The organism is Rhizobium sp. PP-CC-3G-465 (assembly GCF_004343445.1).
GTDB classification, from domain to species: domain Bacteria; phylum Pseudomonadota; class Alphaproteobacteria; order Rhizobiales; family Rhizobiaceae; genus Ferranicluibacter; species Ferranicluibacter rubi.
Window position 1 is genome coordinate 1,716,710 of record NZ_SLYH01000001.1, and the last position, 25,792, is coordinate 1,742,501.

General features: G+C 64.2%; 26 protein-coding genes. 13 read left to right on the forward strand and 13 right to left on the reverse strand.

What is annotated here, in order from left to right; translation table 11 throughout:
- Positions 1-72: 72 nt before the first annotated feature.
- Positions 73-915: a DsbA family protein gene (locus C8J33_RS08060; protein WP_132663666.1), complete on the reverse strand. Its 843-nt coding sequence runs from the start codon at positions 913-915 to the stop codon at positions 73-75.
- A 352-nt stretch (positions 916-1,267) separates the two neighbouring features.
- Positions 1,268-1,777 (reverse strand): DUF721 domain-containing protein, encoded by a 510-nt coding sequence (locus C8J33_RS08065; protein WP_132663667.1) that lies wholly within the window; start codon positions 1,775-1,777, stop codon positions 1,268-1,270.
- Between the two features lie 151 nt (positions 1,778-1,928).
- Between C8J33_RS08065 and mutY the strand changes: the two genes are divergently transcribed.
- The 3 genes from mutY (at position 1,929) to C8J33_RS08080 (ending at position 4,941) form a co-directional block, all read left to right on the forward strand.
- On the forward strand, positions 1,929-3,056 hold the full coding sequence (gene mutY / locus C8J33_RS08070; protein ID WP_132664500.1) for an A/G-specific adenine glycosylase: 1,128 nt from the start codon (positions 1,929-1,931) through the stop codon (positions 3,054-3,056).
- 126 nt (positions 3,057-3,182) lie between these two features.
- Positions 3,183-3,755 (forward strand): HAD-IA family hydrolase, encoded by a 573-nt coding sequence (locus tag C8J33_RS08075; RefSeq protein WP_245507088.1) that lies wholly within the window; start codon positions 3,183-3,185, stop codon positions 3,753-3,755.
- 154 nt (positions 3,756-3,909) lie between these two features.
- Positions 3,910-4,941 carry a calcium-binding protein gene (locus tag C8J33_RS08080; protein WP_132663669.1) on the forward strand — a complete coding sequence of 344 codons (1,032 nt, stop codon included), beginning with the start codon at positions 3,910-3,912 and terminating at the stop codon, positions 4,939-4,941.
- Between the two features lie 541 nt (positions 4,942-5,482).
- Here C8J33_RS08080 and C8J33_RS08090 read toward each other — a convergent pair.
- Positions 5,483-6,622, reverse strand: coding sequence for a site-specific DNA-methyltransferase (locus tag C8J33_RS08090; RefSeq protein WP_110799840.1), 1,140 nt, complete (start codon positions 6,620-6,622; stop codon positions 5,483-5,485).
- A gap of 175 nt (positions 6,623-6,797) precedes the next feature.
- On the opposite strand from C8J33_RS08090, the gene C8J33_RS08095 reads away from it, so the two are divergent.
- The 3 genes from C8J33_RS08095 to C8J33_RS08105 all read left to right on the forward strand — a co-directional run bounded on the left by C8J33_RS08095 (position 6,798) and on the right by C8J33_RS08105 (position 8,226).
- Positions 6,798-7,076, forward strand: coding sequence for a nucleotidyltransferase family protein (locus C8J33_RS08095; RefSeq protein ID WP_245507089.1), 279 nt, complete (start codon positions 6,798-6,800; stop codon positions 7,074-7,076).
- Positions 7,076-7,417, forward strand: coding sequence for a DUF86 domain-containing protein (locus C8J33_RS08100; protein ID WP_245419967.1), 342 nt, complete (start codon positions 7,076-7,078; stop codon positions 7,415-7,417). Before C8J33_RS08095 ends, C8J33_RS08100 begins: the two co-directional genes overlap by 1 nt.
- Positions 7,418-7,530: 113 nt before the next feature.
- Entirely contained in the window at positions 7,531-8,226 is a 696-nt protein-coding gene (locus C8J33_RS08105; RefSeq protein ID WP_132663671.1) for an HAD family hydrolase, read from the forward strand.
- A 92-nt stretch (positions 8,227-8,318) separates the two neighbouring features.
- Here C8J33_RS08105 and C8J33_RS08110 read toward each other — a convergent pair whose 3' ends face one another.
- Positions 8,319-8,870 (reverse strand): hypothetical protein, encoded by a 552-nt coding sequence (locus C8J33_RS08110; protein WP_110799843.1) that lies wholly within the window; start codon positions 8,868-8,870, stop codon positions 8,319-8,321.
- Positions 8,871-9,187: 317 nt separating this feature from the next.
- On the opposite strand from C8J33_RS08110, the gene thrC reads away from it, so the two are divergent.
- From thrC to C8J33_RS08130, 4 genes are all read left to right on the forward strand, one after another.
- The gene (gene thrC / locus C8J33_RS08115; protein WP_132663672.1) at positions 9,188-10,594 is read left to right on the forward strand and encodes a threonine synthase; all 1,407 of its coding nucleotides are present in this window, start codon (positions 9,188-9,190) and stop codon (positions 10,592-10,594) included.
- 15 nt (positions 10,595-10,609) lie between these two features.
- Complete coding sequence (locus C8J33_RS08120) at positions 10,610-11,911, forward strand: M16 family metallopeptidase (protein ID WP_110726667.1); 1,302 nt, start codon at positions 10,610-10,612, stop codon at positions 11,909-11,911.
- Between the two features lie 61 nt (positions 11,912-11,972).
- Positions 11,973-12,584 (forward strand): GNAT family N-acetyltransferase, encoded by a 612-nt coding sequence (locus C8J33_RS08125; RefSeq protein ID WP_092932558.1) that lies wholly within the window; start codon positions 11,973-11,975, stop codon positions 12,582-12,584.
- Between the two features lie 53 nt (positions 12,585-12,637).
- Positions 12,638-15,499, forward strand: a complete 2,862-nt coding sequence (locus C8J33_RS08130; RefSeq protein ID WP_110733390.1) for an EAL domain-containing protein — start codon at positions 12,638-12,640, stop codon at positions 15,497-15,499.
- 344 nt (positions 15,500-15,843) lie between these two features.
- Here C8J33_RS08130 and C8J33_RS08135 read toward each other — a convergent pair whose 3' ends face one another.
- The 3 genes from C8J33_RS08135 to C8J33_RS08145 form a co-directional block, all read right to left on the reverse strand.
- Entirely contained in the window at positions 15,844-16,959 is a 1,116-nt protein-coding gene (locus C8J33_RS08135; protein WP_132663673.1) for a zinc-binding metallopeptidase family protein, read from the reverse strand.
- A gap of 299 nt (positions 16,960-17,258) precedes the next feature.
- Positions 17,259-17,450: a CsbD family protein gene (locus C8J33_RS08140; protein ID WP_092932552.1), complete on the reverse strand. Its 192-nt coding sequence runs from the start codon at positions 17,448-17,450 to the stop codon at positions 17,259-17,261.
- 145 nt (positions 17,451-17,595) lie between these two features.
- Positions 17,596-18,195 carry a YqgE/AlgH family protein gene (locus C8J33_RS08145; protein ID WP_132664501.1) on the reverse strand — a complete coding sequence of 200 codons (600 nt, stop codon included), beginning with the start codon at positions 18,193-18,195 and terminating at the stop codon, positions 17,596-17,598.
- A gap of 265 nt (positions 18,196-18,460) precedes the next feature.
- Here C8J33_RS08145 and C8J33_RS08150 point away from each other — a divergent pair, with 265 nt between their 5' ends.
- Positions 18,461-19,360, forward strand: coding sequence for a protein-disulfide reductase DsbD domain-containing protein (locus tag C8J33_RS08150; RefSeq protein WP_132663674.1), 900 nt, complete (start codon positions 18,461-18,463; stop codon positions 19,358-19,360).
- A 127-nt stretch (positions 19,361-19,487) separates the two neighbouring features.
- Entirely contained in the window at positions 19,488-19,973 is a 486-nt protein-coding gene (locus C8J33_RS08155; protein WP_110799847.1) for a peroxiredoxin, read from the forward strand.
- Positions 19,974-20,384: 411 nt separating this feature from the next.
- On the opposite strand, the gene rnhA is transcribed toward C8J33_RS08155, so the two are convergent.
- From rnhA to C8J33_RS08190, 6 genes are all read right to left on the reverse strand, one after another.
- Complete coding sequence (gene rnhA, locus C8J33_RS08165; RefSeq protein ID WP_110726677.1) at positions 20,385-20,843, reverse strand: ribonuclease HI; 459 nt, start codon at positions 20,841-20,843, stop codon at positions 20,385-20,387.
- Complete coding sequence (locus C8J33_RS08170; protein WP_132663675.1) at positions 20,840-21,820, reverse strand: homoserine kinase; 981 nt, start codon at positions 21,818-21,820, stop codon at positions 20,840-20,842. The genes rnhA and C8J33_RS08170 overlap by 4 nt, the downstream gene beginning before the upstream one ends.
- Before the next feature lie 135 nt (positions 21,821-21,955).
- On the reverse strand, positions 21,956-22,981 hold the full coding sequence (gene ispH / locus C8J33_RS08175) for a 4-hydroxy-3-methylbut-2-enyl diphosphate reductase (protein ID WP_132663676.1): 1,026 nt from the start codon (positions 22,979-22,981) through the stop codon (positions 21,956-21,958).
- Between the two features lie 4 nt (positions 22,982-22,985).
- Positions 22,986-23,351 carry a DUF1304 domain-containing protein gene (locus C8J33_RS08180; RefSeq protein ID WP_132663677.1) on the reverse strand — a complete coding sequence of 122 codons (366 nt, stop codon included), beginning with the start codon at positions 23,349-23,351 and terminating at the stop codon, positions 22,986-22,988.
- Positions 23,348-24,190 (reverse strand): SURF1 family protein, encoded by an 843-nt coding sequence (locus tag C8J33_RS08185; RefSeq protein ID WP_132663678.1) that lies wholly within the window; start codon positions 24,188-24,190, stop codon positions 23,348-23,350. Before C8J33_RS08185 ends, C8J33_RS08180 begins: the two co-directional genes overlap by 4 nt.
- Positions 24,159-24,542, reverse strand: coding sequence for a DUF983 domain-containing protein (locus C8J33_RS08190; protein ID WP_110800118.1), 384 nt, complete (start codon positions 24,540-24,542; stop codon positions 24,159-24,161). Before C8J33_RS08190 ends, C8J33_RS08185 begins: the two co-directional genes overlap by 32 nt.
- 174 nt (positions 24,543-24,716) lie before the next feature.
- Here C8J33_RS08190 and C8J33_RS08195 point away from each other — a divergent pair, with 174 nt between their 5' ends.
- Positions 24,717-25,790, forward strand: a complete 1,074-nt coding sequence (locus C8J33_RS08195; RefSeq protein WP_132663679.1) for a polysaccharide deacetylase family protein — start codon at positions 24,717-24,719, stop codon at positions 25,788-25,790.
- Positions 25,791-25,792 lie beyond the last annotated feature (2 nt).

Sequence of the window (25,792 nt, forward strand, 5' to 3'; positions counted from 1 at the left end):
GTGCCCGTCATGACCGGGAACGGCATCGTTGGGAAAAACGGCACGGTTTCCCGTGCCGCAATCCGTCGCGACTTAGAGCAGAGGGTCGATAAGGGCCGACATGGTGTCAACCGACATGTCTCCGGAATAGCGCTTGCCGTTGATGAAGAAGGTCGGCGTCGAAGCAACCTTGTACTCCTTCATGCCCTTCTGCATCACGGCGTTCACATCATCCAGAAGCTTCTGGTTCGTCAAGCAGGTCTCGAAGCTCTCCTGTGAGAAACCGGCAAGCTTGGACATCTGCAGCAGCGCATCGCGGCCGTTCTGGGCGGCGGCCCACTGTTCCTGCTGCTTGAAGAGCATGGAAACCATCGGGAAATACTGGCCTTCCGGCGCGCAGCGCGCCAGCATGAAGGCGGCAGCGGCACGCGGATCGAACGGGAACTCGCGCAGCACGAAGCGCACCTTGCCCGATTCCACATACTTCGCCTTGATGGCGTCGAAGGTCTTGTTGTGGAAATTGGCGCAATGCGGGCAGGTCATCGACATGTATTCGACGACCGTGACCGGCGCATCGGCCTTGCCGATGGCCATTTCCGGCAGCGCGCCGGGTTCCATCAGCTTGGAAAGCTCGATCTCGCCCTCGGCCTGGGGCAGCTCTGCCGCCGCCGGAGATGCAGCGGGCGCTGCCGCCTGAGCCATCTGGGTCTGGCCAGCAGCCGGAGTCGTTGCGGGAGTGGCGCTGGTCGACGACGTCGTCATCGTATCCGCGGGCTTCATCTCCGTCTTGGTCGCGGTATCGACCGTTTCGACAGGAGCCGCCGCATTCGCCGTCTCCTTCTTCTCGTCGCTGCAGGCGACAAGCGCGAGCGCCAGCGTGGCGATGGCCACACCGCTCGAAAGGCGTTTCAGCAAGGTCATTTCGGAAAGGGACATGGTTCACCTGTTCAAGCGGAGACGGGACCTTTGCGATATCGCGCCCGTCGGGACCGGACAAGGGGGCCCCATGGCTCATCGTTCAAAGAATTGTGAGGCATTTGTGGCGTGGGGGGTGGATGGTGGTGGGAAAGACATCATTGGCAGCGTTGGTGGATGTGGTTTTGAAGGAAGGCCCTCTCTGGCTTGCCAGCCATCTCCCCCACAAGGGGGGGAGAAGACCCGAGGTGGGCCGCTCGCCCAGATTACGAGATTTCAGAAGAAGCGAGCGCGTGCCGCACGTCTTCTCCCCCCTTGTGGGGGAGATGGCCGGCAGGCCAGAGAGGGTTTTCTTCTCCCAAACTCCATCCCCCTACCGCTTCTGCCCCAGCACCGCCGTTCCCAGCCGCGTCAGCGCCGCCTTCAGGCCCTCGTCCTCGATCTCGGCGGTCAGGGCTTCCAGATGCCGGGCGGGTTGGCCGGTCAGGGGGCGTGGGCGGCGGCGGGTGCGGGTTGTGGGGGTGACGGGTTTCTGGACGATGCGGACGCGGTCGATGGCGGGGAAGCCGAAGAAGCCGTTGATGCGCTGGACGAGTTCGCCCTCGGTATGGGCGAGGAACAGCGCGCGGGCGCCGTCGCAGGCGATGGTGAGGACGCCCGGCTGGTGGCGGCTTTCGCCCGCCATTTCGGAGACGCGGCGCGGCCAGGCGATCTTTTCCGGACGGGTGCAATCGGCGAAGGCCTCGCCGGCGATCTCGTCCCAGGAGCCGAGCAGCAGCGTGCTGATGCCGGCGCGCTTGGCCAGAACCGGATCGAGCAGGCCATTGGCGACCTCGCTGATCTGACGGGCGCCCCTCGGGGTATAAGGCTTGGAAGGCGCCATGCGGTTGCTCCCTTGGGCATTGAGTGGGGGTGGCGATGGTGTTGCGGCTCTACCCCGCCGGCGCCATTTCGGCTATGACGCTCGAAACGATACCGGCTTTGGCAAGGCTGCCTGCGACGATCTATAGGGGAAGTCGGGCCCGAGGACCATGATGCAACGTTCCAAGTCCACGGCGGAGGCCCTGCCCCTGCCAGATTCTCTCTCGACGCAATCTCCCGCAGCCCTGCTGCTCGACTGGTACGACCGCAGCCACCGCGTGCTGCCGTGGCGCATCACGCCGCCGATGGCGAAAGCCGGCAAGCGGCCAGACCCCTACCATATCTGGCTGTCGGAAGTGATGCTGCAGCAGACGACGGTGCAGGCGGTGAAAGCCTATTTCGCCAAGTTCCTGACCCTGTGGCCGACGGTCGGCGATCTCGCGGCGGCCGATACCGAAGAGGTGATGAAGGCCTGGGCCGGGCTCGGCTATTACGCCCGCGCCCGGAACCTGAAGAAATGCGCCGAAGAGGTGGCGAGCCAGCATGGCGGGCGCTTTCCCGATACCGAGGAGGGCCTGAAGGCGCTGCCGGGCATCGGCGACTATACCGCCGCCGCCATCGCCGCCATCGCCTTCAACCGGCAGAGTGCCGTGCTCGACGGCAATGTCGAGCGGGTGATCTCGCGGCTCTACCGGGTGGAGACGCCGGTGCCGGCGGCGCGGCCCGAGATGCGCCGGCTGGTTGCCGCCCTCACCCCCACTGAGCGGCCGGGCGATTTCGCGCAAGCCATGATGGATCTCGGCTCGACCATCTGCACGCCGCGCCGGCCGGTTTGCGCGCTCTGTCCGATCAATGCCGATTGTCGTGCCTTCGCGGCCGGCGACCCCGAGCGCTTTCCGGTGAAGCTGGCGAAGAAGGCAAAGCCGGTGCGATACGGCACCGCCTATGTCGCGACCGATGCTGCGGGTGCGGTCTACCTCTGCAAACGGGGCGACAAGGGGCTGCTCGGCGGCATGACCGAGGTGCCGGGCACCGACTGGACGACCGATCCCGGCCAGAACCAGACGCCACCCTTTGCCGGGAAGACCACGCCCCTCTGGCGCGACTGCGGCGGCATCGTGCATGTGTTCACCCATTTCGAGCTGCGCCTCGCTGTGCGCCATGCCGAGGTCGAACGGGACGCTATCGTCGCGAATGGCTGGTGGGAGCCGCGCGAAACGCTCGCCGCGCAGGCGCTGCCCACCGTGATGAAGAAGGCGATCGAGAAGGCGCTGCCCGGCTGTTTCGCAAAAACGTCATAAATCTCGTGCCGTCATGCGATAGGAACCGTCCGGAGACGACCAATCCCCGGATCGATCATTAAGAGGAGAGAGCCCCATGACCGACGCGACGACACCCATCCGCCATATGTTTTCGACATCGGCAAGGTGCTGATCCATTACGATCCGAATATCCCGTTCAGCCGGCTCATTCCCGACGAGGCCGAGCGCAAGGCCTTCTTCGCGACCGTTTGCACCCATGAATGGAACCTGGAGCAGGACCGCGGCCGCAGCTGGGCGGATGCCGAGGACCTGCTCATCGCGCAGTATCCCGAGCAGGAGGCGAACATCCGCGCCTTCCGCACCCACTGGGGCGAGATGGTGCCGCATGCCTATGAGGAGAGTGTCGTCCTTCTCGAAGGTCTCGTGGCGAAGGGCTACGACGTGACGATGCTGACCAATTTCGCGGAGGACACCTTTGCCGAGGCGCGGGCGCGCTTTGCCTTCCTCAACCTGCCGCGCGGCGTTACCGTGTCCGGGGAGAAGCGGCAGATCAAGCCCGACCTTGAGATTTACGAGACGCATCAGGCGGCGTTCGACCTTGAACCCGCAGCCACGCTGTTCATCGACGACAGCCTTGCCAATGTCGAGGGCGCGCGGGCGGCCGGCTGGCAGGCGGTGCAGTTCATCGACGGCCGGACGCTGAAGGCGGATCTGATAAAGCTCGGGCTGCCTGTCTGAGGGCGGGCTGTCTGAGGGCGGGCTGTCTGACGCCGCCCTCTTTGCGCCTGATTTTCATATCACTGAAAAGCCACATTCGGTTCAGCCGGCATTCACACCGCTCCTCGCATGATGGGCGTGTCATCTTGAACGATCATTCTGCGAGGACGCATTCATGGCGAATTATTACGGCACCAACAGGAACGACATCCTGACCCAGAACAAGCTGTCCGAGGTGTCGATCTACGGTTACGGCGGCAACGATACGATCAACCTCAACCGCACCGACAGCCTCGGCGGCTTCAATTATGTGGATGCGGGTTCGGGCAACGACCGGGTGGTGAACTATTACGAGGGTGGCAACGACATCTTCCTCGGCACCGGCAACGACCTCTACATCGCCGACATCCGCGCCGACGACGGCAAGGCCTATGACGTCGTCTCCGGCGGCGACGGCAATGATATCTTCCAGGTCAATTCGGAAGCCAGCGTCTACAAGGGCGACAGCGGCAACGACACCTTCCGCTCCGTCGGCTACAACAACAGCTTCAACGGCGGCACGGGCATCGACACCATCAGCTACGAGCTGCAGGACGCCTATGCCTCGCAGCGCGGCAAGGGCGTCGATATCGACCTCGACAAGGGTACCGCCACGATCGACAGCGACCAGATCGAGGTTCTCGTCAACATCGAGAACGCCTCGGGCACGAATTCCGCCGACGACATCACCGGCTCTGCCGATCGCAACGTGCTGAAGGGCTTCGGCGGCGCCGACAATCTCTACGGCCTCGAAGGCAATGACGGGCTCTATGGCGGCGCCGGCAACGACGTCCTCTATGGCGGCTCGGGCGCCGACGACCTCACCGGCGGCATCGGCAGGGACTATCTGAACGGCGGCACGGGTGCTGACATCTTCTACTTCGATACGCTCATCGACAGCCGGGTCGGCAGCGGCCGCGACGTGATCGCCGACTTCACAGCCAGTGAAGGCGACCTTATCGACCTCTCCGGCATCGACGCCAACACGCGCTCCGGAGGCAACCAGACATTCGACTATATCGGCAATGACGGTTTCAGCCGCCATGCCGGCGAACTGCGCTTCTCGAACGGCATCCTCTCCGGCGACGTCAATGGCGACGGCCGCGCCGATTTCGAGGTGAGCGTGTCGGGCGTCACCAAGATGTATGCAGACGATTTCATTCTCTGAATGCTTTTGACAGGCCTGCAAAACAGCAACGCCCGGCCGCTTTTTCAAGCGGCCGGGCGTTCCAGATTCCTCCGGGACTGAAGGTACGAAACCGGAGGAAAGACGACTGTCGGCGGACTTTCCCGTCGACAGATCGCAGTCCCGCTTCGTCTTAGGGCACCAAGCTCCGGCAACACCCGGAACCCCCGCCCGCATCGCGGTCTGCCGGTGGTTGATCACGCGGCGGTATCGCAGGCATGAGACTAGCGGCGGAGAGGTTAAATTCTCTTAAACATTGCGGGGGGATTTTTGGCGGGTGGGTGACATTTGGACACGACAGGTCACCACCGCCCTCGGCGTGGAAGTGCCTCACCCTTTCACCCCGTCGCTGCCCCTCACCCTAACCCTCTCCCCGCGCGCGGGGAGAGGGGACTTGCCCTGCTCGTTGTTTTGAAATCGGGTAGAAGCGGTGCCACACGTCCCTTCGCCCCGCTCGGCGGGGAGAAGGTGGCGGCAGCCGGATGAGGGGCTGACGCAGGCGTTAACGCGTTGATTTACACCCTCACCCCATCCGCGCCATATCCGCCCGAATAACGGTGCGCAGGTCGTCGATCGGCCGCAGCACGCCGCCGTCGTCGTAGTGCCAGAAGGTCCAGCCGTTGCAGGCGTCGAGGCCCTGCACCTTGGCGCCAAGGCGGTGGATGGAGCCGGCCTCTCCGCCTGAAGCCAGCGTGCCGTCGGCGCGCACGATGGCGCTGTGGCGGCGGCGGGCGTCGGTGAGGATGGCGCCGGGCTTGATGAGGCCGCTTTCCACCAGCACGTTGAAGGCAACGCGGGGCTCGGCGCGCTTGCCGGTCATGACCGACAATGTGGCACCGCCCAAGGGCTCGACCGCCTCGATGCGGGCACGGGCCGCGTCGATATAGGTCTGCTCGCGCTCGACGCCCACATAATGGCGGCCGAGGCGCTTGGCGACGGCGCCCGTGGTGCCCGAGCCGAAGAACGGATCGAGCACGACATCGCCCGGCCGGGTGGAGGCCATCATGATGCGGGCGAGCAGCGCTTCCGGCTTCTGGGTCGGGTGGACCTTGTCGCCGTTCTCGTCCTTCAGGCGCTCGCCGCCGGAGCAGATCGGGAACACCCAGTCGGAGCGCATCTGAACGTCGTCGTTCGCCGCCTTCAGGGCGTCGTAGTTGAAGGTGTAACCCTTGCCCTTGGCGCTCGGGCTCGCCCAGATCAGCGTCTCATGCGCGTTCTGGAACCGGCGCCCCTTGAAGTTCGGCATCGGGTTGGTCTTGCGCCAGACGATGTCGTTGAGGATCCAGAAATTCAGGTCCTGCAGGATCGCGCCGACGCGGAAGATGTTGTGGTAGGAGCCGATGACCCACAGCGTGCCGTTGGGCTTCAGCACGCGGCGGCAGGCCAGCAGCCAGGCGCGGGTGAAGGCATCGTAAGCCTCGAAGGAGGCGAACTGGTCCCACGCGTCATCGACGGCATCGACCAGCGACTGATCCGGCCTGTGCAGCGCACCGCCGAGCTGCAGGTTGTAGGGCGGATCGGCGAAGACGACATCCACCGAATTGTCGGGCAGCTTTTCAAGGGCGGAAACGCAATCGCCCTTGATGATGGTGTCGAGCCACCCACCCGAAGCAGCGGGGGAGATTTCAGCAGACAAAACGACGGAAGACTTCAGGGACACCATGACTACTCGCTGATACGCTGACTCTGGGACACAAATTCTGCTGCTATGGTTACCGAGTTTGGTTACCAAAGGCTGAAGAGGCGTAAAACTTGCGCGAAAAACCGACGGATGGAACAGAGGCGCGTTTTACGGTAAGCTTGCTTTCATGAAAAAGCACCTTGATCGAAGACATGTCATGGAGCGCCTCCGCGATGACGCAGAGGCGGTGCGCTCACGTGGTGCCACATCGCTTTACGTTTATGGCTCCGTTGCACGGGACGAGGCTGAAGCGTCGAGTGACATCGATCTTTTCATCGACTACGACCCTGCCAGTCGGTTCAATGCATTCGATCTCATCGGCATAAAGCTGATGCTGGAAGAGCGTTTGGAATCTACGGTCGATATAACGACCCGAGATGGACTTCACCCAAGGTTGAAAGCAGACATCGAAGCCTCTGCTCTCAGGGTGTTCTAGTGGCGCGTGACTTCCGGCACGCGCTCGATGACATGAATGCTGCGATTATCGGAATTCAAGCAGCAGTCGCCGGTAAGACGATACAGGATTACAGTTCGGACTGGATGCTCAGGCATGCGCTGCAAAGGGCCATCGAGATCATATCCGAGGCGAGCCGATCTCTCCCTGAGGATGTGCGGGCAACCCAGCCTGAGATCCCATGGCCGCGCGTGAGGACGATTGGAAACGTTATCCGTCACGAATATCACGGGCTTTCGGACACAATTTTGTGGGGTGTCATCATCGATGAAATTCCACGGCTCGAGCGTGCCGTTTCGGCCCTCATGGAGCAGTATCCTTAAGCTCGTCGCCTTCGGCGCAGCGCCTCTCCCTCCAGTTTCCATCGTTAGCGCATTGTCCCCCGCCGCCCCCTCGTGTAAAGCGCGGGCATTCCCATGCATCAGAGATTTTCCCCATGTCCGGTATCGACCTCATCATTTTCGATTGCGACGGCGTGCTCGTCGATTCAGAGATCATCGCATCCGAAGTCGAGGCGGCGCTGCTGACGGAAGCGGGGTATCCGATTTCGACGGAGGAGATGGCAGAGCGCTATGCCGGGATGACGTGGCAGAACACGCTCCTGGCCGTCGAGCGCGAGGCGACGATCCCGCTGTCGGCGAGCCTCATCTCGCGCCATACCGAGATTCTCGAACAGCGGCTGAAGGACGACGTCGAGATCATCGAGGGCGTCAAGGCGGCGCTGTCGCAGATCCGGCTGAAAAAATGCGTCTGCTCGAATTCCACATCGGAGCGGCTGGCGATGATGCTGGGCAAGGTGGGCCTGAAGGACGTCTTCGGCCGCAACGTCTTTTCCGCGCGCGACCTCGGTGACGACCGGGTGAAGCCGAAGCCGGATATCTTTCTGCATGGCGCAGCCCAGATGGGCATCGACCCGTCGCGGGTGATCGTGGTGGAAGATTCGGTGCACGGCGTCCACGGCGCCCGCTCGGCCGGCATGCGCGTCATCGGCTTCACCGGCGCATCGCACAGCTACCCCTCGCATGCCGACGCGCTGACCGAAGCCGGCGCCGAAACCGTCATCTCCCGTATGACCGCCCTGCCCGCCACCATCGAGGCGCTGGCGGAATGGTCGGAGGAGCTTGGGGACTGATCGGGATCGCGGGCCGAAAGCGGCGGAGCAAGCGAAACGGGCGAATGCAAGGAAGCGCGGTCTTTAAAAGGACCGCGCCCTTCTACGTTTGATTACTTCCGCTTCTTCGGCGCAGCCGGGGCCGTGTCGAAGCCGACATAGACCTTGGCGAAGTCGCCGGCGCCGCCGTTGATGGGGGCGGATTTGGTGAAGATGAACTGCTGGGCGCCGGTGCCGGCCTGGACGGTGACGGGCAGCTGGGTCACTTCGGAGAACAGCGTGTTGTTCTCGTCGCTCGCGGTGACGCGGATGGGCAGGTTGATCGTGCCGGGGCCGCCGGCCGGACCCGAGGTGACGCGGCCCTGCACCACGACGTTGACCGTCAGGGTCGTATCGCTCTGCACGCACTGGCGCGTCGAGTCGGCGAGCGAGGCCTGGTAGATGATCTGCGACGGGTCGTCCTTCGCGCCCTTGGCGTAGGTGCGGTAGACCGACGTCGCATCGCGCATGACGATCTGCGGGCACTTCGCCTGGATGACGGCCGGCGTGGCGGATGCCGCGCTGGCGCCCGCGTCGATCGCGCCGCCCGTGTCCGGCGTATTGCAGCCGGCAAGCGCCATGAGACCCGCAAATGCCGCGATGCGGCTGACTGTATGACCCACCATTCGATCCGACCCCCTGTCGCTCTTCCCGCGCTCTCGCGGCGCGTGTCCGTCGCTGCCTGTATAGCCGGTTTCGACCGGCGCATACGGCATAATTTCCACCGCCCGACTGCGAGCGGCCGTTGCGCAGACCCGGCGGCACTTGCCGAAAGGCAAGGCTTTCCAGTGCTGCGGCGATGGTCTATAGCAGCGGCGCGCCGGAAAATCGATTGGACTCGCGCGTGTTCCGATCTTTTTTGTAAGCCCCGCCCGAACTTGAGCGTCACGTGCCGCGCTCACCTTCAGGCCCGAACACCGTCGCCGCGCGGCACGAAACGAGGATGACGAACGTGAAGTATGTTTCGACCCGGGGCGAGGCCCCTGCGCTCGGTTTCAGCGATGCCCTGATGGCGGGCCTTGCGCGCGATGGCGGGCTCTATGTGCCGGAGACGTGGCCGACCCTGTCGAAGCGCGAGATCCGGGACTTGCGCGGCCTCTCCTACCAGGAGGTCGCGTTTCGGATTCTCCAGCTGTTCGTCGATGGCGAGATCGAGGATGCGACGCTGCGCGGCATGATCGACGAGGCCTATGCGACCTTCCGGCACCCGGCCGTAGTGCCGATCGTGCAGACCGGGCCGAATGCCTTCGTGATGGAGCTGTTCCACGGCTCGACGCTCGCCTTCAAGGATGTGGCGATGCAGCTGCTGGCGCGGCTGATGGACCATGTGCTGGCCACCCGCAACACCCGCGCCACCATCGTCGGCGCGACCTCGGGCGACACCGGGGGTGCTGCGATCGACGCCTTTGCCGGGCGCGACCGCACCGATATCTTCATCCTGTTTCCCCACGGCAAGGTCTCGCCGGTGCAGCAGCACCAGATGACGACGTCCAAGGCCTCGAACGTGCATGCGATCGCCATTCGCGGCAATTTCGACGATTGCCAGACGCTGGTCAAAGATATGTTCAACGACGGGCCTTTCCGCGACCGCGTACATCTCTCGGGCGTCAATTCGATCAACTGGGCGCGCATCATGTCCCAGATCGTCTATTATTTCACGACGGCGGTTGCGCTCGGCGGACCGGACCGGAAAGTGGCCTTCACGGTTCCTACAGGCAATTTCGGTGATATATTTGCGGGCTATGTCGCCATGAAGATGGGGCTGCCGATCGCGCGCCTCGTGGTCGCCACCAACGAGAACGACATTCTCGCCCGCACGCTGAAGACCGGGCGCTACGAGATGCGCGACGTTCGCGCCACGACCTCGCCCTCGATGGACATCCAGATCTCCTCCAACTTCGAACGTCTGCTGTTCGAGGCCTTCGACCGGGATGCGGGCAAGGTGCGCGCCGCCATGGGCGGGCTGAAGCAGTCGGGTGCCTTCGAGATCGAGGAAAAGGCGCTGAAGATGATCCGCGGTCTCTTCCGCGCCGGGCGCGCGACGGAAAAGCAAGTGGCGGAAACCATCCGCACCACGCTCGCGGAAACCGGGTATCTCTTCGATCCGCACAGCGCCATCGGCGCCTTCGTTGCCGCCAAGCATATGAAACCCAACGCACCTATGGTGACGCTGGCCACCGCACACCCCGCGAAATTCCCCGCCGCAGTAAAATCGGCGAGCGGTATTGACCCGGCGCTTCCGACGTGGCTTGCTGACCTGATGGACAGGGAGGAGCGCTTCGACATTCTGGATCCCGAGCTGAAAGCCGTCGAGGCCTATATCGGCGAGCACGCCCGTATCCGGAACTAGTGCGCAGAAAGACCGATGATGAAAGTTGAGTGCACCCGGCTCGCCTCCGGGCTGACGGTCGTTACCGAAACCATGCCGCATCTGGAAAGCGTCGCGCTCGGCACGTGGATCAAGTCCGGCTCCCGCGACGAGACCACGGACGAGCACGGTATCGCGCATCTGCTGGAGCACATGGCCTTCAAGGGAACGGCCTCGCGGTCGGCCCGCGATATCGCCGAGCAGATCGAGAATGTCGGCGGCGAGGTCAATGCCGCGACATCGACCGAGACGACCTCCTATTACGCTCGCGTGTTGAAGGACGACACGGCGCTGGCCATCGACATCCTCGCCGACATCCTGACGGAATCGTCCTTCGACGAGGAAGAGCTGGAGCGCGAGAAGAACGTCATCCTGCAGGAAATCGGCGCGGCGAACGATATGCCCGATGACGTGGTTTTCGACCGCTTCGCCGAAACCGCCTTTGCCGACCAGATCGTCGGCCGGCCGATCCTCGGCACGCCGGAAACCGTCATGTCGTTTTCCGCCGACCAGATCCGCACCTATCTCGGGCGCAACTACACCACCGACCGCATGTTCGTCGTGGGCGCCGGTGCGGTCGATCACGATGCCTTCGTGGCGCAGGTGGAGGAACGCTTCGCCAGCCTGCCGCAGCAGCCGGCGGAAGCGCCGCTGATCGAAAAAGCCCGCTACACCGGCGGCGACACGCGCGAGAACCGCGACCTGATGGATGCGCAGGTCCTGCTCGGCTTCGAGGGCAAGGCCTATCACGGCCGCGACTTCTACTGCTCGCAGATCCTCGCCAATATTCTCGGCGGCGGCATGTCCTCGCGGCTCTTCCAGGAAGTGCGCGAGCATCGCGGCCTCTGCTATTCGGTCTATGCGTTCCATTGGGGCTTTTCCGATACCGGCATTTTCGGCGTTCACGCCGCGACCGGCGGTGAGAACCTGCCGGAGCTGATGCCCGTCATCATCGAGGAGCTGCGCAAGTCGGCCGATCATATCGAGCAGCAGGAAATCGACCGCGCCCGCGCGCAGATCCGCGCGCAGCTGCTGATGGGGCAGGAAAGCCCCGCCGCACGCGCCGGCCAGATCGCCCGGCAGATGATGCTCTACGGCCGCCCCATCCCCAACGAGGAGCTGATGGACCGGCTGTCCGGCATCACCGTGGAGCGGCTGACCGATCTTGCCGGACGCCTGTTCTTCGAGACCGTGCCGACGCTCTCGGCCATCGGCCCCGTCGACAAGCTGGCGCCGATGGCGGATATTCTCGGCGGGCTGACCCGCGACACAGCCCTGCCGCGGGCGGCGAACGGCTGAACCCCGGTCCGGCGTCTTCTCGCCGGCACCGTCCTTATTTTACGATCCCGGCGGAGCTTTCATGACACGATCGGTGTTTCGGTTTCTGTCACGGCAGCCGGACCCGGTCAGGATCGAAAGCGACACGCATCTGCTGCGCCTGCCGCGCGGCGCCGACTATCGGCAGTGGTTCGCACTGCGCCGGGAAAGCCGGCCGTTTCTCGAGCCGTGGGAGCCGACATGGCGGGCGGAGGAGATGACCGAGAGCGCGTTTCGCGCGCGCGCCATCCGCAGCGAGCAGGAATTCCACTCCGGCCAGGCCATTCCCCTCTTCGTTTTCGCGCGCGACACCGAGACGCTGCTGGGCGGCCTCACCATCGGCTATATCAGGCGCGGAGCCGCGCAATGCTGCATGATCGGCTACTGGATGGGCGAGCGCTTCGCCGGTCAGGGGCACATGTCGGCGGCGGTCAGGCTCTCCATCCCCTACATCTTTTCGACCCTTCAGTTGCACCGTATCGAGGCAGCCTGTATTCCGGAAAACGACAGGAGCATCAGGCTCCTTGAAAAGGTCGGCTTTCATCGCGAAGGCTATCTGCGTGAGTATCTCAAGATCAATGGGCAGTGGCGCGACCACCTGATCTTCTCCCTTCTTTCGCGTGACATCGCGCCCAACAGGACTGCTAGCGAGTGACCCATCCCTTCCGTCCGACGCTTTTGCCGTCGATCCGCAGGCTGCCCGGGCTGATGCTGGCGCTGGTGCTTGCGATGATGTGGCTCGGCGGGAGCCAAGCCCAGGCCATCGAGCCCGTGAAGATCTCGCGCGAGGACACCGCGCTCGACCTCACCGCGACGACCGAGATCTATACCGGCCGGGGCGAGGCCTTTCAGGTCTCCACCGCGCCCGGCACCGACGGCATCGTGCGGCGCATCGAGGTGCGCTCCAGTGCCGACAACCATCAGGGCGACTGGGCGGTCTTCGCGCTCGCCAACGTGTCAGAAGAGCAGCTGGAGCGCGTGATCGTCGCGCCGCATTTCCGGCTGGTGAATTCCAAGATCTTCTGGCCCGACCTCGGTTCGCAACGCATCCTTTCCATCACCCCGTCGGAGGGCTTTGCACTCGACCGGCAGCCGAGCGAGGAGGCCGACGTCTTCCGCATCACGCTCAATCCCGGTTCGGTCATCACCTTCGTCGCGGAGCTCGCAACGCCCGACCTGCCGCAGATGTATCTCTGGGAACCGGACGCCTACAAGGACACGGTCAACGCCTTCACGCTCTATCGCGGCATCGTGCTCGGCATTGCCGGCCTGCTGGCGGTGTTCCTGACCATCCTGTTCGTCGTCAAGGGCACCTCCATGCTGCCGGCGACGGCCGCGCTCGCCTGGGCGGTTCTTGCCTATATCTGCGTCGATTTCGGCTTCCTGTCGAAGCTGATCGCGATCACCGCCGGCGACGAGCGAATATGGCGGGCGGGAACGGAGGTGTTCCTGGCGGCCGGCCTCGTGATCTTCCTTTTCACCTATCTCAACCTCAACCGCTGGCACCAGCACCTGTCCTATGCGACGCTCGCCTGGATTCTCGGCCTCGGCCTGCTCTTTGGCGTGGCGATCTACGATCCCGCCATTGCGGCCGGCATCGCGCGCATCTCGTTTGCGCTGACGGGCACGGCCGGCATCATTCTGATCGCCTACCTCGGCCTCAACCGCTACGACCGCGCCATCCTGCTCGTGCCCGCCTGGCTGCTGACGCTTGTCTGGCTGTTCGGCGCCTGGCTGACGGTGACGGGGCGGCTCTCCAACGACATCGTCCAGCCGGCGCTCGGCGGCGGGCTTGTGCTGATCGTGCTGCTCATCGGCTTCACCGTGATGCAGCACGCCTTTGCCGGCGGCGCCTACAGCCAGGGCCTGTTCTCCGACCTCGAACGCCAGTCGCTGGCGCTGACCGGCTCGGGCGATACCGTGTGGGACTGGGATGTGGCGCGCGACCGGGTGGTGACCATTCCAGACGTGTCGCAGCAGCTCGGCCTCACGCCCGGCGCCATGCACGGGCCGGCCCGCAACTGGCTGCCGCGCCTTCACCCCGACGACCGCGACCGTTTTCGCGCGACGCTCGACATCCTGCTCGAACACCGTCGCGGCCGGCTCAACCATGATTTCCGCATTCGTGCCGAAGACGGGCATTATCACTGGCTGTCGATCCGCGCGCGGCCGGTGCTGGGCTCGAACGGCGAAATCATTCGCTGCGTCGGCACGCTGGTAGATATCACCGAGCAGCGCAATTCGCTCGACCGGCTGCTGCACGATGCGCTCCACGACAACCTGACCGGCCTGCCGAACCGCCAGATCTTCCTCGACCGGCTGCAATCGATCCTGGCGCTGGCGCCGGGTTCGAACGGCGTGCGGCCGACCGTGATCGCCATCGACATCGACCGCTACAAGCAGAACGTCAACGACGTGCTGGGGATCGCGGCCGGCGACAACATCCTGATCGCGCTGACGCGGCGGCTGCGGCGGCTGCTGAAACCGCAGGATACGCTGGCGCGGCTCGGCGGCGACCAGTTCGGGCTGATCCTGATCTCGGAACGCGACCCTGCCAAGGTGGCGGATTTCGCCGAGGCCGTCAGCCGCGCCATCATGGTGCCGATCAGCTTCGGCAATCGCGAGATCAGCCTCACCGCCTCCGTCGGCCTCGTCTCCTGGGTGGACCAGAGCCAGAGCGCGGCCGGCCTGCTGGACGACGCCGAACTCGCCATGTTCCGCGCCAAGAAGGCCGGCGGCAACCGCGTCGAGCCCTATCGCCCGGCCTTCCGCACCTCCGGCACGGACCGTCTGCAGCTCGAAACCGACCTCCGCCGCGCCATCGAGCGCAATGAGCTCAGCCTCGTCTACCAGCCGATCGTGCGGCTGAACGATGCGGAAATCGCCGGTTTCGAGGCGCTGATGCGCTGGGACCATCCGAAGCGCGGCAGCATTCCGCCCTCCGAATTCATCCCCATTGCCGAGAGTTCCGAGGTCATCAACCAGCTCGGCCTGTTCGCCTTCGAGCGGGCGACCAGCGATCTCGGGGAATGGCAGATCCAGACGGGTCAGCTGCCGATCTTCGTGTCGGTCAACCTGTCGAGCGGCCAGCTGCTCAACAATGACCTCCACGACGACATCCGCGCCATCCTCCACAAGAACCGCTGCAACCCATCGCAGGTGATGGTGGAGCTGACCGAATCGCTGATGATGGAGAACCCGGAACAGGCGCGTCTGGTGCTGCAGAAGCTGCGCGACAGCGGGCTGAAGCTGGCGCTGGACGATTTCGGCACCGGCCACTCCTCGCTCGCCTATCTCACGCGCTTCCCGTTCGACACGATCAAGATGGACAAGGCGCTGGTGAAGGACGAGAGCGACAAGCGCACCATCCTTCTCCGCTCCGTCATCGGCATGGCGCGCGAACTCGAGATGCAGGTGGTGGCGGAGGGTATCGAGTCCGAGGAGGACGCGATCCAGCTCGGGCAGATGGGCTGCCATTACGGCCAGAGCTTCCTGTTCGGCCCGCCGATTTCGTCGGATCTGATCCAGCGGTTGTTGAAGGAGCGGTTTCCGTTGATGAAGCGGGCGTAAGGGCGGGCAGTTGGCAGTTGGCAGTTGGCAGTCGAAGAAGTTTAGATTTAGGGAAGAAAAACCCTCTCTGCCCTGCCGGGCATCTCCCCCACAAGGGGGGAGAAGACTCGCGGTCCTCGCTCGCTTTGCCTTTACGTACGCGCCTGAAGAACCGTTTCAAAACGCTCTAGTTTTTCGACGAGAACGAGCGGGTGCCCCCCGTCCTCTCCCCCCTTGTGGGGGAGATGGCCGGCAGGCCAGAGAGGGTCTTTCTTCAAAATTCCACCCACAAACCCGCACCCCAAAACAGAAAAACGCCCCTCCTTTTCCAAGGAAGGGCGCTCCGTATCTCAAACCTGAAACCCTCAGGCCGCAGCCGGCGTCTGCATCGGCGGCTGGGACATGGTCAGCTGTCCCTGCCCGGCCTTGTGGATCAGCCGGTTGAGGAATTCCAGCTTCTGGACCACGGGGATCGACAGCACGAAGGGGTAGCTGTCGGTCTGGCCCATGGAGCGCTGTATACTGTTCAGCGCGACGCTGAGCGGCACCCAGGCATCGACCAAGGTCTGCGAATCCTGAGCGTTGTAGGGGTCGAAATCGACTTCGGCGGCCATTTCCTGGTGGCGGCGGGGATCGGTGGAGAGACCGAAGGCGCGGGCGGTTTCGAGCGTGTCGACGATGTGGAAGAAGTGCGCCCAGCATTCGGCGAAGTCTTCAGACGGATGGCAGCTGGCATAGGTCGAGATGAAGCGGTTCTGCCAGTCGGCCGGCGGGCCCTGCTCATAGTTGCGCTGCAAGGCTGCCGCATAGTCCTCGCGCTCGTCGCCGAAGAGGATGCGGGCTTCAGTCAGCGTTTCCTCGTCGCGGCAGAGTTGGGCGAAGTAGAAATGGCCGATCTCATGGCGGAAATGGCCGAGCAGCGTGCGGTAGGGCTCGCCCATGGAGACGCGGATGCTTTCGCGCGTGGCGTCATCGGCTTCGGCGGCGCGCAGGCTGATCAGACCGTCTTCGTGGCCGGTCATCGCGGCCTGGATGACGTTGCCGTTGGCATCGACCTCGTCGGCGAGGAAATCGAACACCAGACCGCCCTGCGGATCGGCATCGCGGCCCGGGCGCGGCAGGTTCCAGCGCAGGATCGAATAGAACAGGTGACGCTGCGCCTGGCTGATCTTCTGCCAGCGCTGAACGCCTTCCGGATTGTCGGTGACGGGCACGATGTGGTTGTAGCTGCAGGCCACGCAATAGGTGTTCTGGCTACCGGCGGGGACGAGCCAGTTGCAGATGTCGTTCATCGCATTGGCGCAGAAGCGCACGGCGGTATCGGTCTTGCCGATCACGGTCCACTGATCGCCGCCGGCCGGAGCCAGCGCCTTCATGCTCAGGGACTCTGTCTCGAAACCGAGGCGCGATCCGCAATTCACGCAGGTTCGATTGTCGAAATGCACGGAATTTCCGCAATTGCTGCACGTAAAGAGCTTCATAGTCGTTTCGTCCCTGGGGCCATCCCTGCGAATGGCATCTGATTGTTGTGGCTCCGCAGCGCCGGCGTCTTTCAGAACATCCTGTTTTCGCTGCCCTACATATTATGTTGCCTGAAGCGATGGCCATCCGTTTTCACTGACGATGCCGCCTATCGCGCGATTCCGACTGTCAGACGAGGAAATGCCCGCCGGCACGAGGCACAGCGGGCATTCGGCGCACGTCGCCATCCAGTTGAACCCGTCAGGACGGCAACGGTTGCGCACCTGATCGCTACGGACAGAGCCGTAGCAAAACTTTGTTACAGGCGATCGACGGCACCCTTTACGGTGTCCTTGGCCTTGCCGGATGCCTGCTGGACTTCGCCCTTGACTTCCTGTGCCTTGCCTTCGGCCTGCAGACGCTCGTTGTCGGTCATCTTGCCGACGCCCTGCTTGACGTTGCCTGCTGCCTCGTTGGCGAGACCGGAAACCTTGTCGGAAATGCTACCCATGTGCGTAACTCCCTGTCACTGAGGCGGCTGCTTTATTGCTGTGCCGCTTGCCTTCAAAACGGGGTGTCGGACAAAATGTTCCGCGATTTGTTCATCAGGAATCGAGAAAGCAACGCCTTGATCAGGGTAGATAGCGGACACGCCGTTACGCGTGACCGGCCGTCATCGACAGCATGGCGGGGGCGACGCCCATCGCGGCAAGGGTGCGATCGTACTTGTCGCCGAGGTCGCGATCGAAGATCAGGTCCTCGTTGGCCGCGCAGGTCAGCCAGCCATTGTTGGCGATCTCGGCCTCCAGCTGGCCGGCGCCCCAGCCGGCATAGCCGAGCATCATCATGGCGCGGGACGGGCCCGCACCGCGCGAGATGGCGCGCACGATATCGAGCGTCGCCGTCAGGCAGATGTCGTCGCTGACGGGGATGCTCGATTCGCTCAGGTAATCGTCGGAGTGAAGCACGAAGCCGCGACCGGTCTCGACGGGACCGCCGGTCTGGATCTGGAACTCCCGCGTCCGCTCCGGCAGCCGGATCGCCTGAAGGCGATCGACGATCTCCAGGTGCAGGAGCACATCCGGAAAGGTGAGTTGCTGCGGCCGGTTCAGAATGAAACCCATCGCGCCGTCGTCGGAATGCGCGCAGACGAAAATGACCGTACGGGCGAAGTTGCTATCGACCATGCTGGGCATGGCAATCAGGAACTGCCCGTCCAACATGCCCCGTTCACGGTTTTTCTGGAATGTCGCCATCATGGTGCCTTGCCCTTGTTCCGGTTGAGGTCTGTCCCGCCTTTTCGATGCCTGCCGTTTTCTGGTTTTCCGAATGCCGGCGCTGCGGGTGCCCTTGGGGATGACAGCTCGGCCGTCACACCTGTCGAAGCCGATGTCCCGCCAATCGTTCCATCGACCCGGGTCGATTATTGCATCGCGCATTCAAGAAAAGTTGCACGACATTCCGAGCCGCCGCATCATGCCGATCTTCTCCGACTCTGCCAAAACCGCTATGGCTTTGCCCATGATCGAACGCCTCACACCGCAGAGTTTGACGTTTTCGGCACGCGTGGCAACCCTGGCCACCGTGTTTTTTTTCGCGATCGCAGCATCGGGCGGCACGGCCTTTGCGGCGCGCAGCGCCTGGGTGGAGACCGTCGGCGGCGGCATCCGGCTGGTCACCGGCGCGCAGCAAGCGGACGGAACGCTGCCGGCCATGCTGGAAATCCGGCTGGAACCGGGCTGGCGAACCTACTGGACGGACCCGGGCTCGAGCGGCATTCCGCCGGAGGTGACCATTACCGGGAAAGGCCCGGGCGCGGGCAGCCTCGTCTATTCAGGCCTGCGGCTGCCGCCGCCCAAACGGTTTGCGGAGGGCGATCTCGAATATACCGGCTACGACCGGCCCGTCTCCTTCCCGCTTCTGCTCAAAAGCGATACCGGCAAGGATCTGACGCTGGAAGCGTCCGTTTTCCTCGGCATCTGCAAGAGCATCTGCATTCCCGTGCAGGCGGAGCTGGACCTTGCGCTTGCCGCCGATGCTGCCGACAACCCGCTGGACACCGCCCGCGTGCGCGCCGCCTTCGCCGCCCTGCCGGCAGCCCCCTCACTGGATTTCGACGTGGTGCATGCCGCCTTCGATGCGCAGACGCACGAGATCGCGCTGGCCGTGAGGCTGCCGGAGGGTGCGGCGCTCTTAGACGTGTTCCTCGCGGCGCCCTCCGGCTATGTCTTCCATCCCGTAGACAGCCGGAACATGGACAGCCGGAGCGGGGCGGACGGCCTGATACACGTGCGGATCGCCGCGAAACTGCCACTGACAAGCGCGGGCGGGCCAGCGGACGGCGCGATCCGCGCGACGATCAGCGTGCGGATGGGGTCCGAGAACAGGGCCATCGAAACGCCGCTTGTCTTCAAGCCCTGAAAATCTATATCTTTCCTCTGCGCCTGTCCGGCGCACGGATGTTCCACGGGGCGCGCTGCTTGCGCTTCGCGCCGTCATCAGAGCCCATTCCCTGAAGCCCCCCATTCCCTGAGCGAGGATATTCCCTTTGACCATTTCGATCGGCGACAAGATTCCATCTGCGACCTTCAAGGAAAAGACCGTTGACGGCCCTGTGGAAGTGACCACGGACGCCCTGTTCTCCGGCAAGCGCGTCGTGATCTTCGGCGTCCCCGGCGCCTTCACGCCCACCTGCTCGCTCAACCACCTGCCCGGCTATCTCGAAAACCGCGACGCGATCCTCGCCAGGGGGATCGACGACATCGCCGTCGTCGCCGTCAACGACATCCACGTCATGGGCGCCTGGGCCACGGCCTCCGGCGGCATGGACAAGATCCACTTCCTCTCCGACTGGGATGCCGGCTTCACCAAGGCGCTCGGGCTGGATATCGACCTCTCGGCCGGCACGCTCGGCGTGCGGTCGAAGCGCTATTCGATGCTGGTGGATGATGGTGTGGTGAAGACTATCAACATCGAGGAAAGCCCGGGACAGGCGACGGTGTCTTCGGCAGCGACGATGCTGGAGCAGATCTGAGGGGTGTGGAGGGGGTTTAAAAAGACCCTCTCTGGCCTGCCGGCCATCTCCCCCACAAGGGGGGAGACGACTCGCGGGATGCACCCAGCTTTATCCGCACACCTTCTTCGATGTAGCGAGCGGCCAGCCCCAAGTCTTCTCCCCCCTTGTGGGGGAGAAGGCCGGCAGGGCAGAGAGGGTCTTTTTCCCTTCTATTTCATCAACATAGCGCCGCGCCAGCCCCTCATCCGGCTGCCGCCACCTTCTCCCCGCGCGCGGGGAGAAGAGAGCTGGAGCGCCGCTTGAGACCCAACCATTGACCTTCGGGAGGAAGGCGAGTGCTCTCGGCATGTCCCTTCGCCCCGCCTGCGGGGAGAAGGTGCCGGCAGGCGGATGAGGGGCTTGCCGCACATCCGGCGGTGACGCGTCACCTCACCCCAGCTTCACCGCCCGCTTCCCCTTGAACGGCTCCATCCCCTTGCGGGCCAGTTCATCCGCGCGCTCATTCTCCGGGTGGCCGGCGTGGCCCTTGACCCAGTGCCAGGTGACCTTGTGGGTGCTGTTTGCGGCGTCGAGGGCCTGCCAGAGTTCGCCGTTCTTTACCGGCTTGCGGTCGGCCGTCTTCCAGCCGTTCTTCTTCCAGCCGTGGATCCATTTCATGATCCCGTCCATGACGTATTTGCTGTCGGTGTGGAGATCGACCTCGCAGGGCTCCTTCAGGGAGGTAAGCGCGGTGATGGCGGCGAGCAGTTCCATGCGGTTGTTGGTGGTCTCGGCCTCGCCGCCACAGAGGTCCTTTTCGGTCTCGCCGTAGCGCAGCACCGCGCCCCAGCCGCCGGGGCCCGGATTGCCCGAGCAGGCGCCGTCCGTGAAGATGTCGATGTGTTTCATGCGTCGGGTTCCGAAATCGTCAGGCCATATTCGAGCGCCGTGTTCACCGAGCGGTGGAACTGGAGCTTGCGGAGATATTCGAGCGGATCCTTCTTGACCACCAAGGCGCCTGCCGGCGTCGTCAGCCAGTCGTAAAGCCTTGTGAGGAAGAAGCGCAGCGCCGAGCCGCGGGCGAGAAGCGGCAGGGCGGCGATTTCGCCAGCTGTCAGCGGGCGCACCGACTGGTAGCCGGACAGAAGCGCCATGCCCTTGGTCATGTTGAAAGCGCCGTCCTTCTCGAAGCACCAGGCATTGAGGCAGATCGAGACGTCGTAGGCCAAAAGATCGTTGCAGGCGAAGTAGAAATCGATCACGCCGGAGAGGTTTTCGCCGAGGAAGAAGACATTGTCGGGGAAGAGATCGGCATGGATGACGCCTGCGGGCAGATCGGACGGCCAGTTCGCTTCGAGATGGTCGAGTTCGGCGGCGATCTCCGCGGCCACGCCCGGCTGCACCGCGTCGGCGCGGTCCTTCGCCTTGTCCCAGAGCGGACGCCAGCCGGAGACGGACAGGGCGTTCTCCCGCGTCAGAGCGAACCCCTCGCCCGCAACATGCATTTCGGCGAGCGCCCGGCCGACCTCGCGGCAATGGGCGGCGTCCGGCTTGCGCAGCCACATGCCCTCAAGAAAGGTGATCATGGCGGCCGGGCGGCCCGACAGCATGCCGAGCAGAGCGCCGTCCCTGCGGGCGAGCGGCAGCGGGCAATTGAGACCGCGGTCGGCCAGATGCTGCATCAGGCCGAGGAAGAACGGGAGGTCGCCGGGATCGACGCGCTTTTCATAAAGCGTGAGGATGAAGGCGCCCGTGGTGGTGTGGAGCAGGAAGTTGCTGTTCTCGACGCCTTCGGCGATGCCTTTGTAGGAGGTGAGGTCTCCCACGTCATAGGCGCTCAGGAATGTCTTGAGGTCGTCCTCGGAGATATCGGTATAGACGGCCATGTGAGCCCTTGAGGTGGGTGGTTGAAGGAAGGTCCTCTCTGCCCTGCCGGGCATCTCCCCCACAAGGGGGGAGAGGACGTGTGGTGACGTGCACCACCCTTAGACGGCAGATGCAGAGGTCGGGGCCGCTCTTGGTCAGTCGCCGTTGACGAAGGCCATGTCGGCCTGGGTCAGGGGGACGTGGCGCAGTTCGCGGTTGACGAGGAAGTTTTCGGTTTCCTCCACCGTATCGGCCAGCTCGACCACCGCATCGTAGCGCGCGCGAAAAGCCTCGATGATCTCGTTGACGATCACCTCGGGTGCCGAAGCGCCGGCCGAGAGGCCGACGGTGCGGATCTCGCCGAGTGTGTCCCATTCGATATCGCTGGCGCGCTGGACGAGGATCGACTGGCGGGCGCCGGAGCGGAACGCGACTTCGACCAGACGTTTGGAATTGGAGGAATTGGGCGCGCCGACGATGAGGAACAGATCGCAGCCGGGGGCCGCCTGCTTCACGGCTTCCTGCCGGTTGGTGGTGGCATAGCAGATGCTGTCGGCGGCGGGCGCCGTGAGATTGGGGAAGCGCTCGTGCAGGCGCTTGATGACGCCGGCGGTATCGTCCACCGACAGCGTCGTCTGGGTGACGAAGCCGAGGTTGTCGGGGTCGGGCGGCGTGTAGGTATCGACGTCATCGATGGTTTCGACCAGCGAGACGCTGCCCTCGGGAAGCTGCCCCATGGTGCCGATGACTTCGGGGTGGCCGGCATGACCGATGAGCACGACATGGCGGCCCATGCGGTTGTGGCGCATGGCCTGCTTGTGCACCTTGGAGACCAGCGGGCAGGTCGCATCAAGATAGAAGAGATTGCGCTGGTCGGCGTCCGCAGGCACGGACTTCGGCACGCCATGGGCGGAGAAGACGACCGGCTGCTTGCGGTGCTCCGGCGGGATCTCGTCGAGTTCCTCCACGAAGATCGCGCCCTTGGCCTCCAGCCCTTCCACGACATAGCGATTGTGCACGATCTCGTGGCGGACATAGACGGGGGCGCCGAATTCCTTCAGCGCGAGCACCACGATCTGGATGGCGCGATCGACCCCGGCGCAGAAGCCGCGCGGGCCGCAGAGTCTAATCGTGAGCGCCGATTTCTGCGAAACGGGCTTTTCAGCGGGACGAAATTCCATGGGATCAGAACGCCAAGACTGTGAACAGGAGTGCGAGCATCGCCGGGCCGCCCTGCACAGCAAGAATGCGCGCACTGACCGACCACGCGCCATATATAGCGGCGATGACAACGCACACAAGAAAGAACAGCTGTACCTGCACGGCAAAGGCAGGCGGAGACGCCAGAAGCGACCAGCCGAGACCGGCGGCGAGAAAGCCGTTGTAGAGGCCCTGATTGGCCGCAAGCACCCGCGTCGCCTCGGCCTGCTCTTGGGTCATGCGGAAGATGCGGCGCCCCTGCGGCTTTGTCCAGAGGACCATTTCCAGCACGAGGAAGCCGACGTGGAGAAGCGCGGTGAGGCCTGTGAAGATCTGGGCGAGCAGTGTCATTCCGGGTTCCTCCGTCGTGGTTCAGCGTGGTCAGCGCGCGCCTCTGCTCTCTTTCGGAACATGAACAGGCCGCTAACCCCGACCAGCGCAGCGGCAAGGCCGTACCAGGTCAGCGCATATTGAAGGTGATTGTTCGGCAGATCGAACTGGGTGACGCCGCCGACCGGCAAACTGCCTGAATTGGGGCCGCCGGGATTGGGGGTCGCATCGGCATCGATGAAGAAGGGCAGCGTGCGCGCTGGCGACAGGCCGGATGCCGCCGTCATCGCGGTCCAGTCCTTCCAGTAGAAGATGTTCTTGGCGATATCATTGTCCGGCACCACCCAGGAGGGTTTGGCATCGAGCCGGGCGCGGGCAAGGCCCGATATGGTGACGGGGCCTTCGCGCTGGCTCTCCGGTCGGGTCGCGGGTTCCTTGCGCTCATAGGGCACGAAGCCGCGATTGATCAGGACAGTGCGGCCGTCCGCCAGTGTCAGCGGCGTATAGACGTAGAAGCCGGTCTGGCCGTTATAGGTGGCGAAGAAATGCCGCTCGCCCGTGTTTTGAAACGTGCCCGAGACGCGGACGGTGCGGTATTCGATATCCGCGCCGGTCGCCACCATTCCGGCGATGGCATCGACATCCACCGGCGGTGCGTTGCGGCGCTCGGCGATGGCCGCGAGCAGGCTCTCCTTCCAGTGCAGCCGCTGCATCTGCCAGGTGCCGAGCGCGACGAGGGCCGCGAAAAGGGCGAGCAGGAGGATGCCGGAAAGGAGGCGGGCGACGGGTCCGCTCCGGCGGGGTGTCGTGCCGGCCGGTCGGACAGACTCAGCCACGGTCGATTTCGCCGGGCCTGGCATTGTTGCGATATTGCAGATCGATCAGCACGCCCTTGAGCATGCGGGTGAGCGCGAGCGACAGGACGATGGCGAGCGGGATCCAAAGCAGGAAATGCAGCCAGAGCGGCGGGCTGTAATTGACCTCGGCCCAGAGCGCCGCACCCACTGTGATGAAGCCGATGATGAGGATGACGAAGACCACGGGACCATCGCCCGCATCGGCGAAATCATAGTCCAGCCCGCAGGCGGCGCAGCGGGGGCGCATGGCAAGGTAGCCCTGAAACAGCTTGCCCTCGCCGCAGCGCGGGCAACGGCCGCGCAGGCCCGCCTTGATGGGATCGACCGGCGGATAATGCGCGCTGTCTTCGGTCATGATGGTCTCTCGATCCCCCGTATTCGGCGGCACGAGCATGGTCCCTCGTCCCTTTCGGACGTTGTATCGGCAATGCGGGGCTTCGTCCAATCGAACATCTGCGACAAAGGTGACAGGCAGGTAGGATGCCGCCCTGCGGTCATCTATTTTCGTCGTTCAGGGAGCCTTTACTCCATGCGCCCTACAGTCACGTCATCCATCCAGCAGGAGTATCGGCAGGTCGTGAAGCGGTTGATCAAGAGGGGTGTCATTGCCGGCGGGCTAGCGGTTGCGCGGGGGCTTTCCGCGGCGGGGCTGATGCGGGGCGCGCGGAGGCGCGGGGCGATCTTTACGCTGCATCATGTGCGGCCGTTCGTAGCCGCCATGTTCTCGCCGAATGCGCATCTGGAGATCACGCCGCAATCCCTCGATGCGGCCATCGTCCGGCTGAAGCGGGAGGATTACAGGTTCATCGCGCTTGCCGACCTGCCGGCGCATCTCGCCGGCGACGACCGGCGCCCGGTTGCCGTCTTCACGCTCGACGATGCCTATCGCGACAATCTCGACCATGCCGCGCCGGTCTTTGCCCATCACGGGGTGCCGTTCACCGTGTTTGCGACGGAAGGCTTCGTTAAGCGCACGCGGAGCCTCTGGTGGGAGACGCTGGCGGAGCTGCTGCAGGCGAAGCCCCGGCTGACCTTCGACTTCGGTGCCGGGCTGGAGCGCCTGCACCTCCAGACACCGCAGCAGATGCAGGCGGCGTTCGCGCGCTTTGCGGATTTCGTGCATGCCGGGGACGAGGCGACGGCGATTGCCGATATCGACCGGCTGGCCCGCGCGGAAGGGCTCGATCCGCTGTCGCTCACCGATCGGCTGACGCTGGATGCGGCGGGGCTTGGCGTGCTGTCCCGCCGGCCGGGGGCGGCGATCGGGGCGCATACGGTGACCCACAGGGCGCTGGCGCGGCTGTCGGATGCGGACGCCGAAGACGAGATCGTGCGGTCCGTCGATGCCGTGGCCGCCATCACCGGCGTTCGACCGACGACGTTTGCCTACCCCTATGGCGATGGGCGGGCGGTCTCCTCGCGCGACATGCAGCTTGCCGGCAGCCACGGCCTTGTCGCCGTGACGACGCAGCCGGGCACGCTTGCAAGCGATGCCGACCTGACCGCCCTGCCCCGGATCTCGCTCAACGGGCATTTCCAGACGCCGGGCCATGTCTCGGCATTGGCCTCCGGCATTCCCTTCCGCCTGATGAAGGGCCGTTGAAG

Coding starts and splice junctions, on each gene's coding strand:
- C8J33_RS08060 (WP_132663666.1), bottom strand. CDS start 915: ATGTCCCTTTCCGAAATGACCTTGCTGAAACGCCTTTCGAGCGGTGTG.
- C8J33_RS08065 (WP_132663667.1), bottom strand. CDS start 1,777: ATGGCGCCTTCCAAGCCTTATACCCCGAGGGGCGCCCGTCAGATCAGC.
- mutY (WP_132664500.1), top strand. CDS start 1,929: ATGCAACGTTCCAAGTCCACGGCGGAGGCCCTGCCCCTGCCAGATTCT.
- C8J33_RS08080 (WP_132663669.1), top strand. CDS start 3,910: ATGGCGAATTATTACGGCACCAACAGGAACGACATCCTGACCCAGAAC.
- C8J33_RS08090 (WP_110799840.1), bottom strand. CDS start 6,622: ATGGTGTCCCTGAAGTCTTCCGTCGTTTTGTCTGCTGAAATCTCCCCC.
- C8J33_RS08095 (WP_245507089.1), top strand. CDS start 6,798: ATGGAGCGCCTCCGCGATGACGCAGAGGCGGTGCGCTCACGTGGTGCC.
- C8J33_RS08105 (WP_132663671.1), top strand. CDS start 7,531: ATGTCCGGTATCGACCTCATCATTTTCGATTGCGACGGCGTGCTCGTC.
- C8J33_RS08110 (WP_110799843.1), bottom strand. CDS start 8,870: ATGGTGGGTCATACAGTCAGCCGCATCGCGGCATTTGCGGGTCTCATG.
- thrC (WP_132663672.1), top strand. CDS start 9,188: ATGACGAACGTGAAGTATGTTTCGACCCGGGGCGAGGCCCCTGCGCTC.
- C8J33_RS08120 (WP_110726667.1), top strand. CDS start 10,610: ATGATGAAAGTTGAGTGCACCCGGCTCGCCTCCGGGCTGACGGTCGTT.
- C8J33_RS08125 (WP_092932558.1), top strand. CDS start 11,973: ATGACACGATCGGTGTTTCGGTTTCTGTCACGGCAGCCGGACCCGGTC.
- C8J33_RS08130 (WP_110733390.1), top strand. CDS start 12,638: ATGCTGGCGCTGGTGCTTGCGATGATGTGGCTCGGCGGGAGCCAAGCC.
- C8J33_RS08135 (WP_132663673.1), bottom strand. CDS start 16,959: ATGAAGCTCTTTACGTGCAGCAATTGCGGAAATTCCGTGCATTTCGAC.
- C8J33_RS08140 (WP_092932552.1), bottom strand. CDS start 17,450: ATGGGTAGCATTTCCGACAAGGTTTCCGGTCTCGCCAACGAGGCAGCA.
- C8J33_RS08145 (WP_132664501.1), bottom strand. CDS start 18,195: ATGGCGACATTCCAGAAAAACCGTGAACGGGGCATGTTGGACGGGCAG.
- C8J33_RS08150 (WP_132663674.1), top strand. CDS start 18,461: ATGATCGAACGCCTCACACCGCAGAGTTTGACGTTTTCGGCACGCGTG.
- rnhA (WP_110726677.1), bottom strand. CDS start 20,843: ATGAAACACATCGACATCTTCACGGACGGCGCCTGCTCGGGCAATCCG.
- C8J33_RS08170 (WP_132663675.1), bottom strand. CDS start 21,820: ATGGCCGTCTATACCGATATCTCCGAGGACGACCTCAAGACATTCCTG.
- ispH (WP_132663676.1), bottom strand. CDS start 22,981: ATGGAATTTCGTCCCGCTGAAAAGCCCGTTTCGCAGAAATCGGCGCTC.
- C8J33_RS08180 (WP_132663677.1), bottom strand. CDS start 23,351: ATGACACTGCTCGCCCAGATCTTCACAGGCCTCACCGCGCTTCTCCAC.
- C8J33_RS08185 (WP_132663678.1), bottom strand. CDS start 24,190: ATGCCAGGCCCGGCGAAATCGACCGTGGCTGAGTCTGTCCGACCGGCC.
- C8J33_RS08190 (WP_110800118.1), bottom strand. CDS start 24,542: ATGACCGAAGACAGCGCGCATTATCCGCCGGTCGATCCCATCAAGGCG.
- C8J33_RS08195 (WP_132663679.1), top strand. CDS start 24,717: ATGCGCCCTACAGTCACGTCATCCATCCAGCAGGAGTATCGGCAGGTC.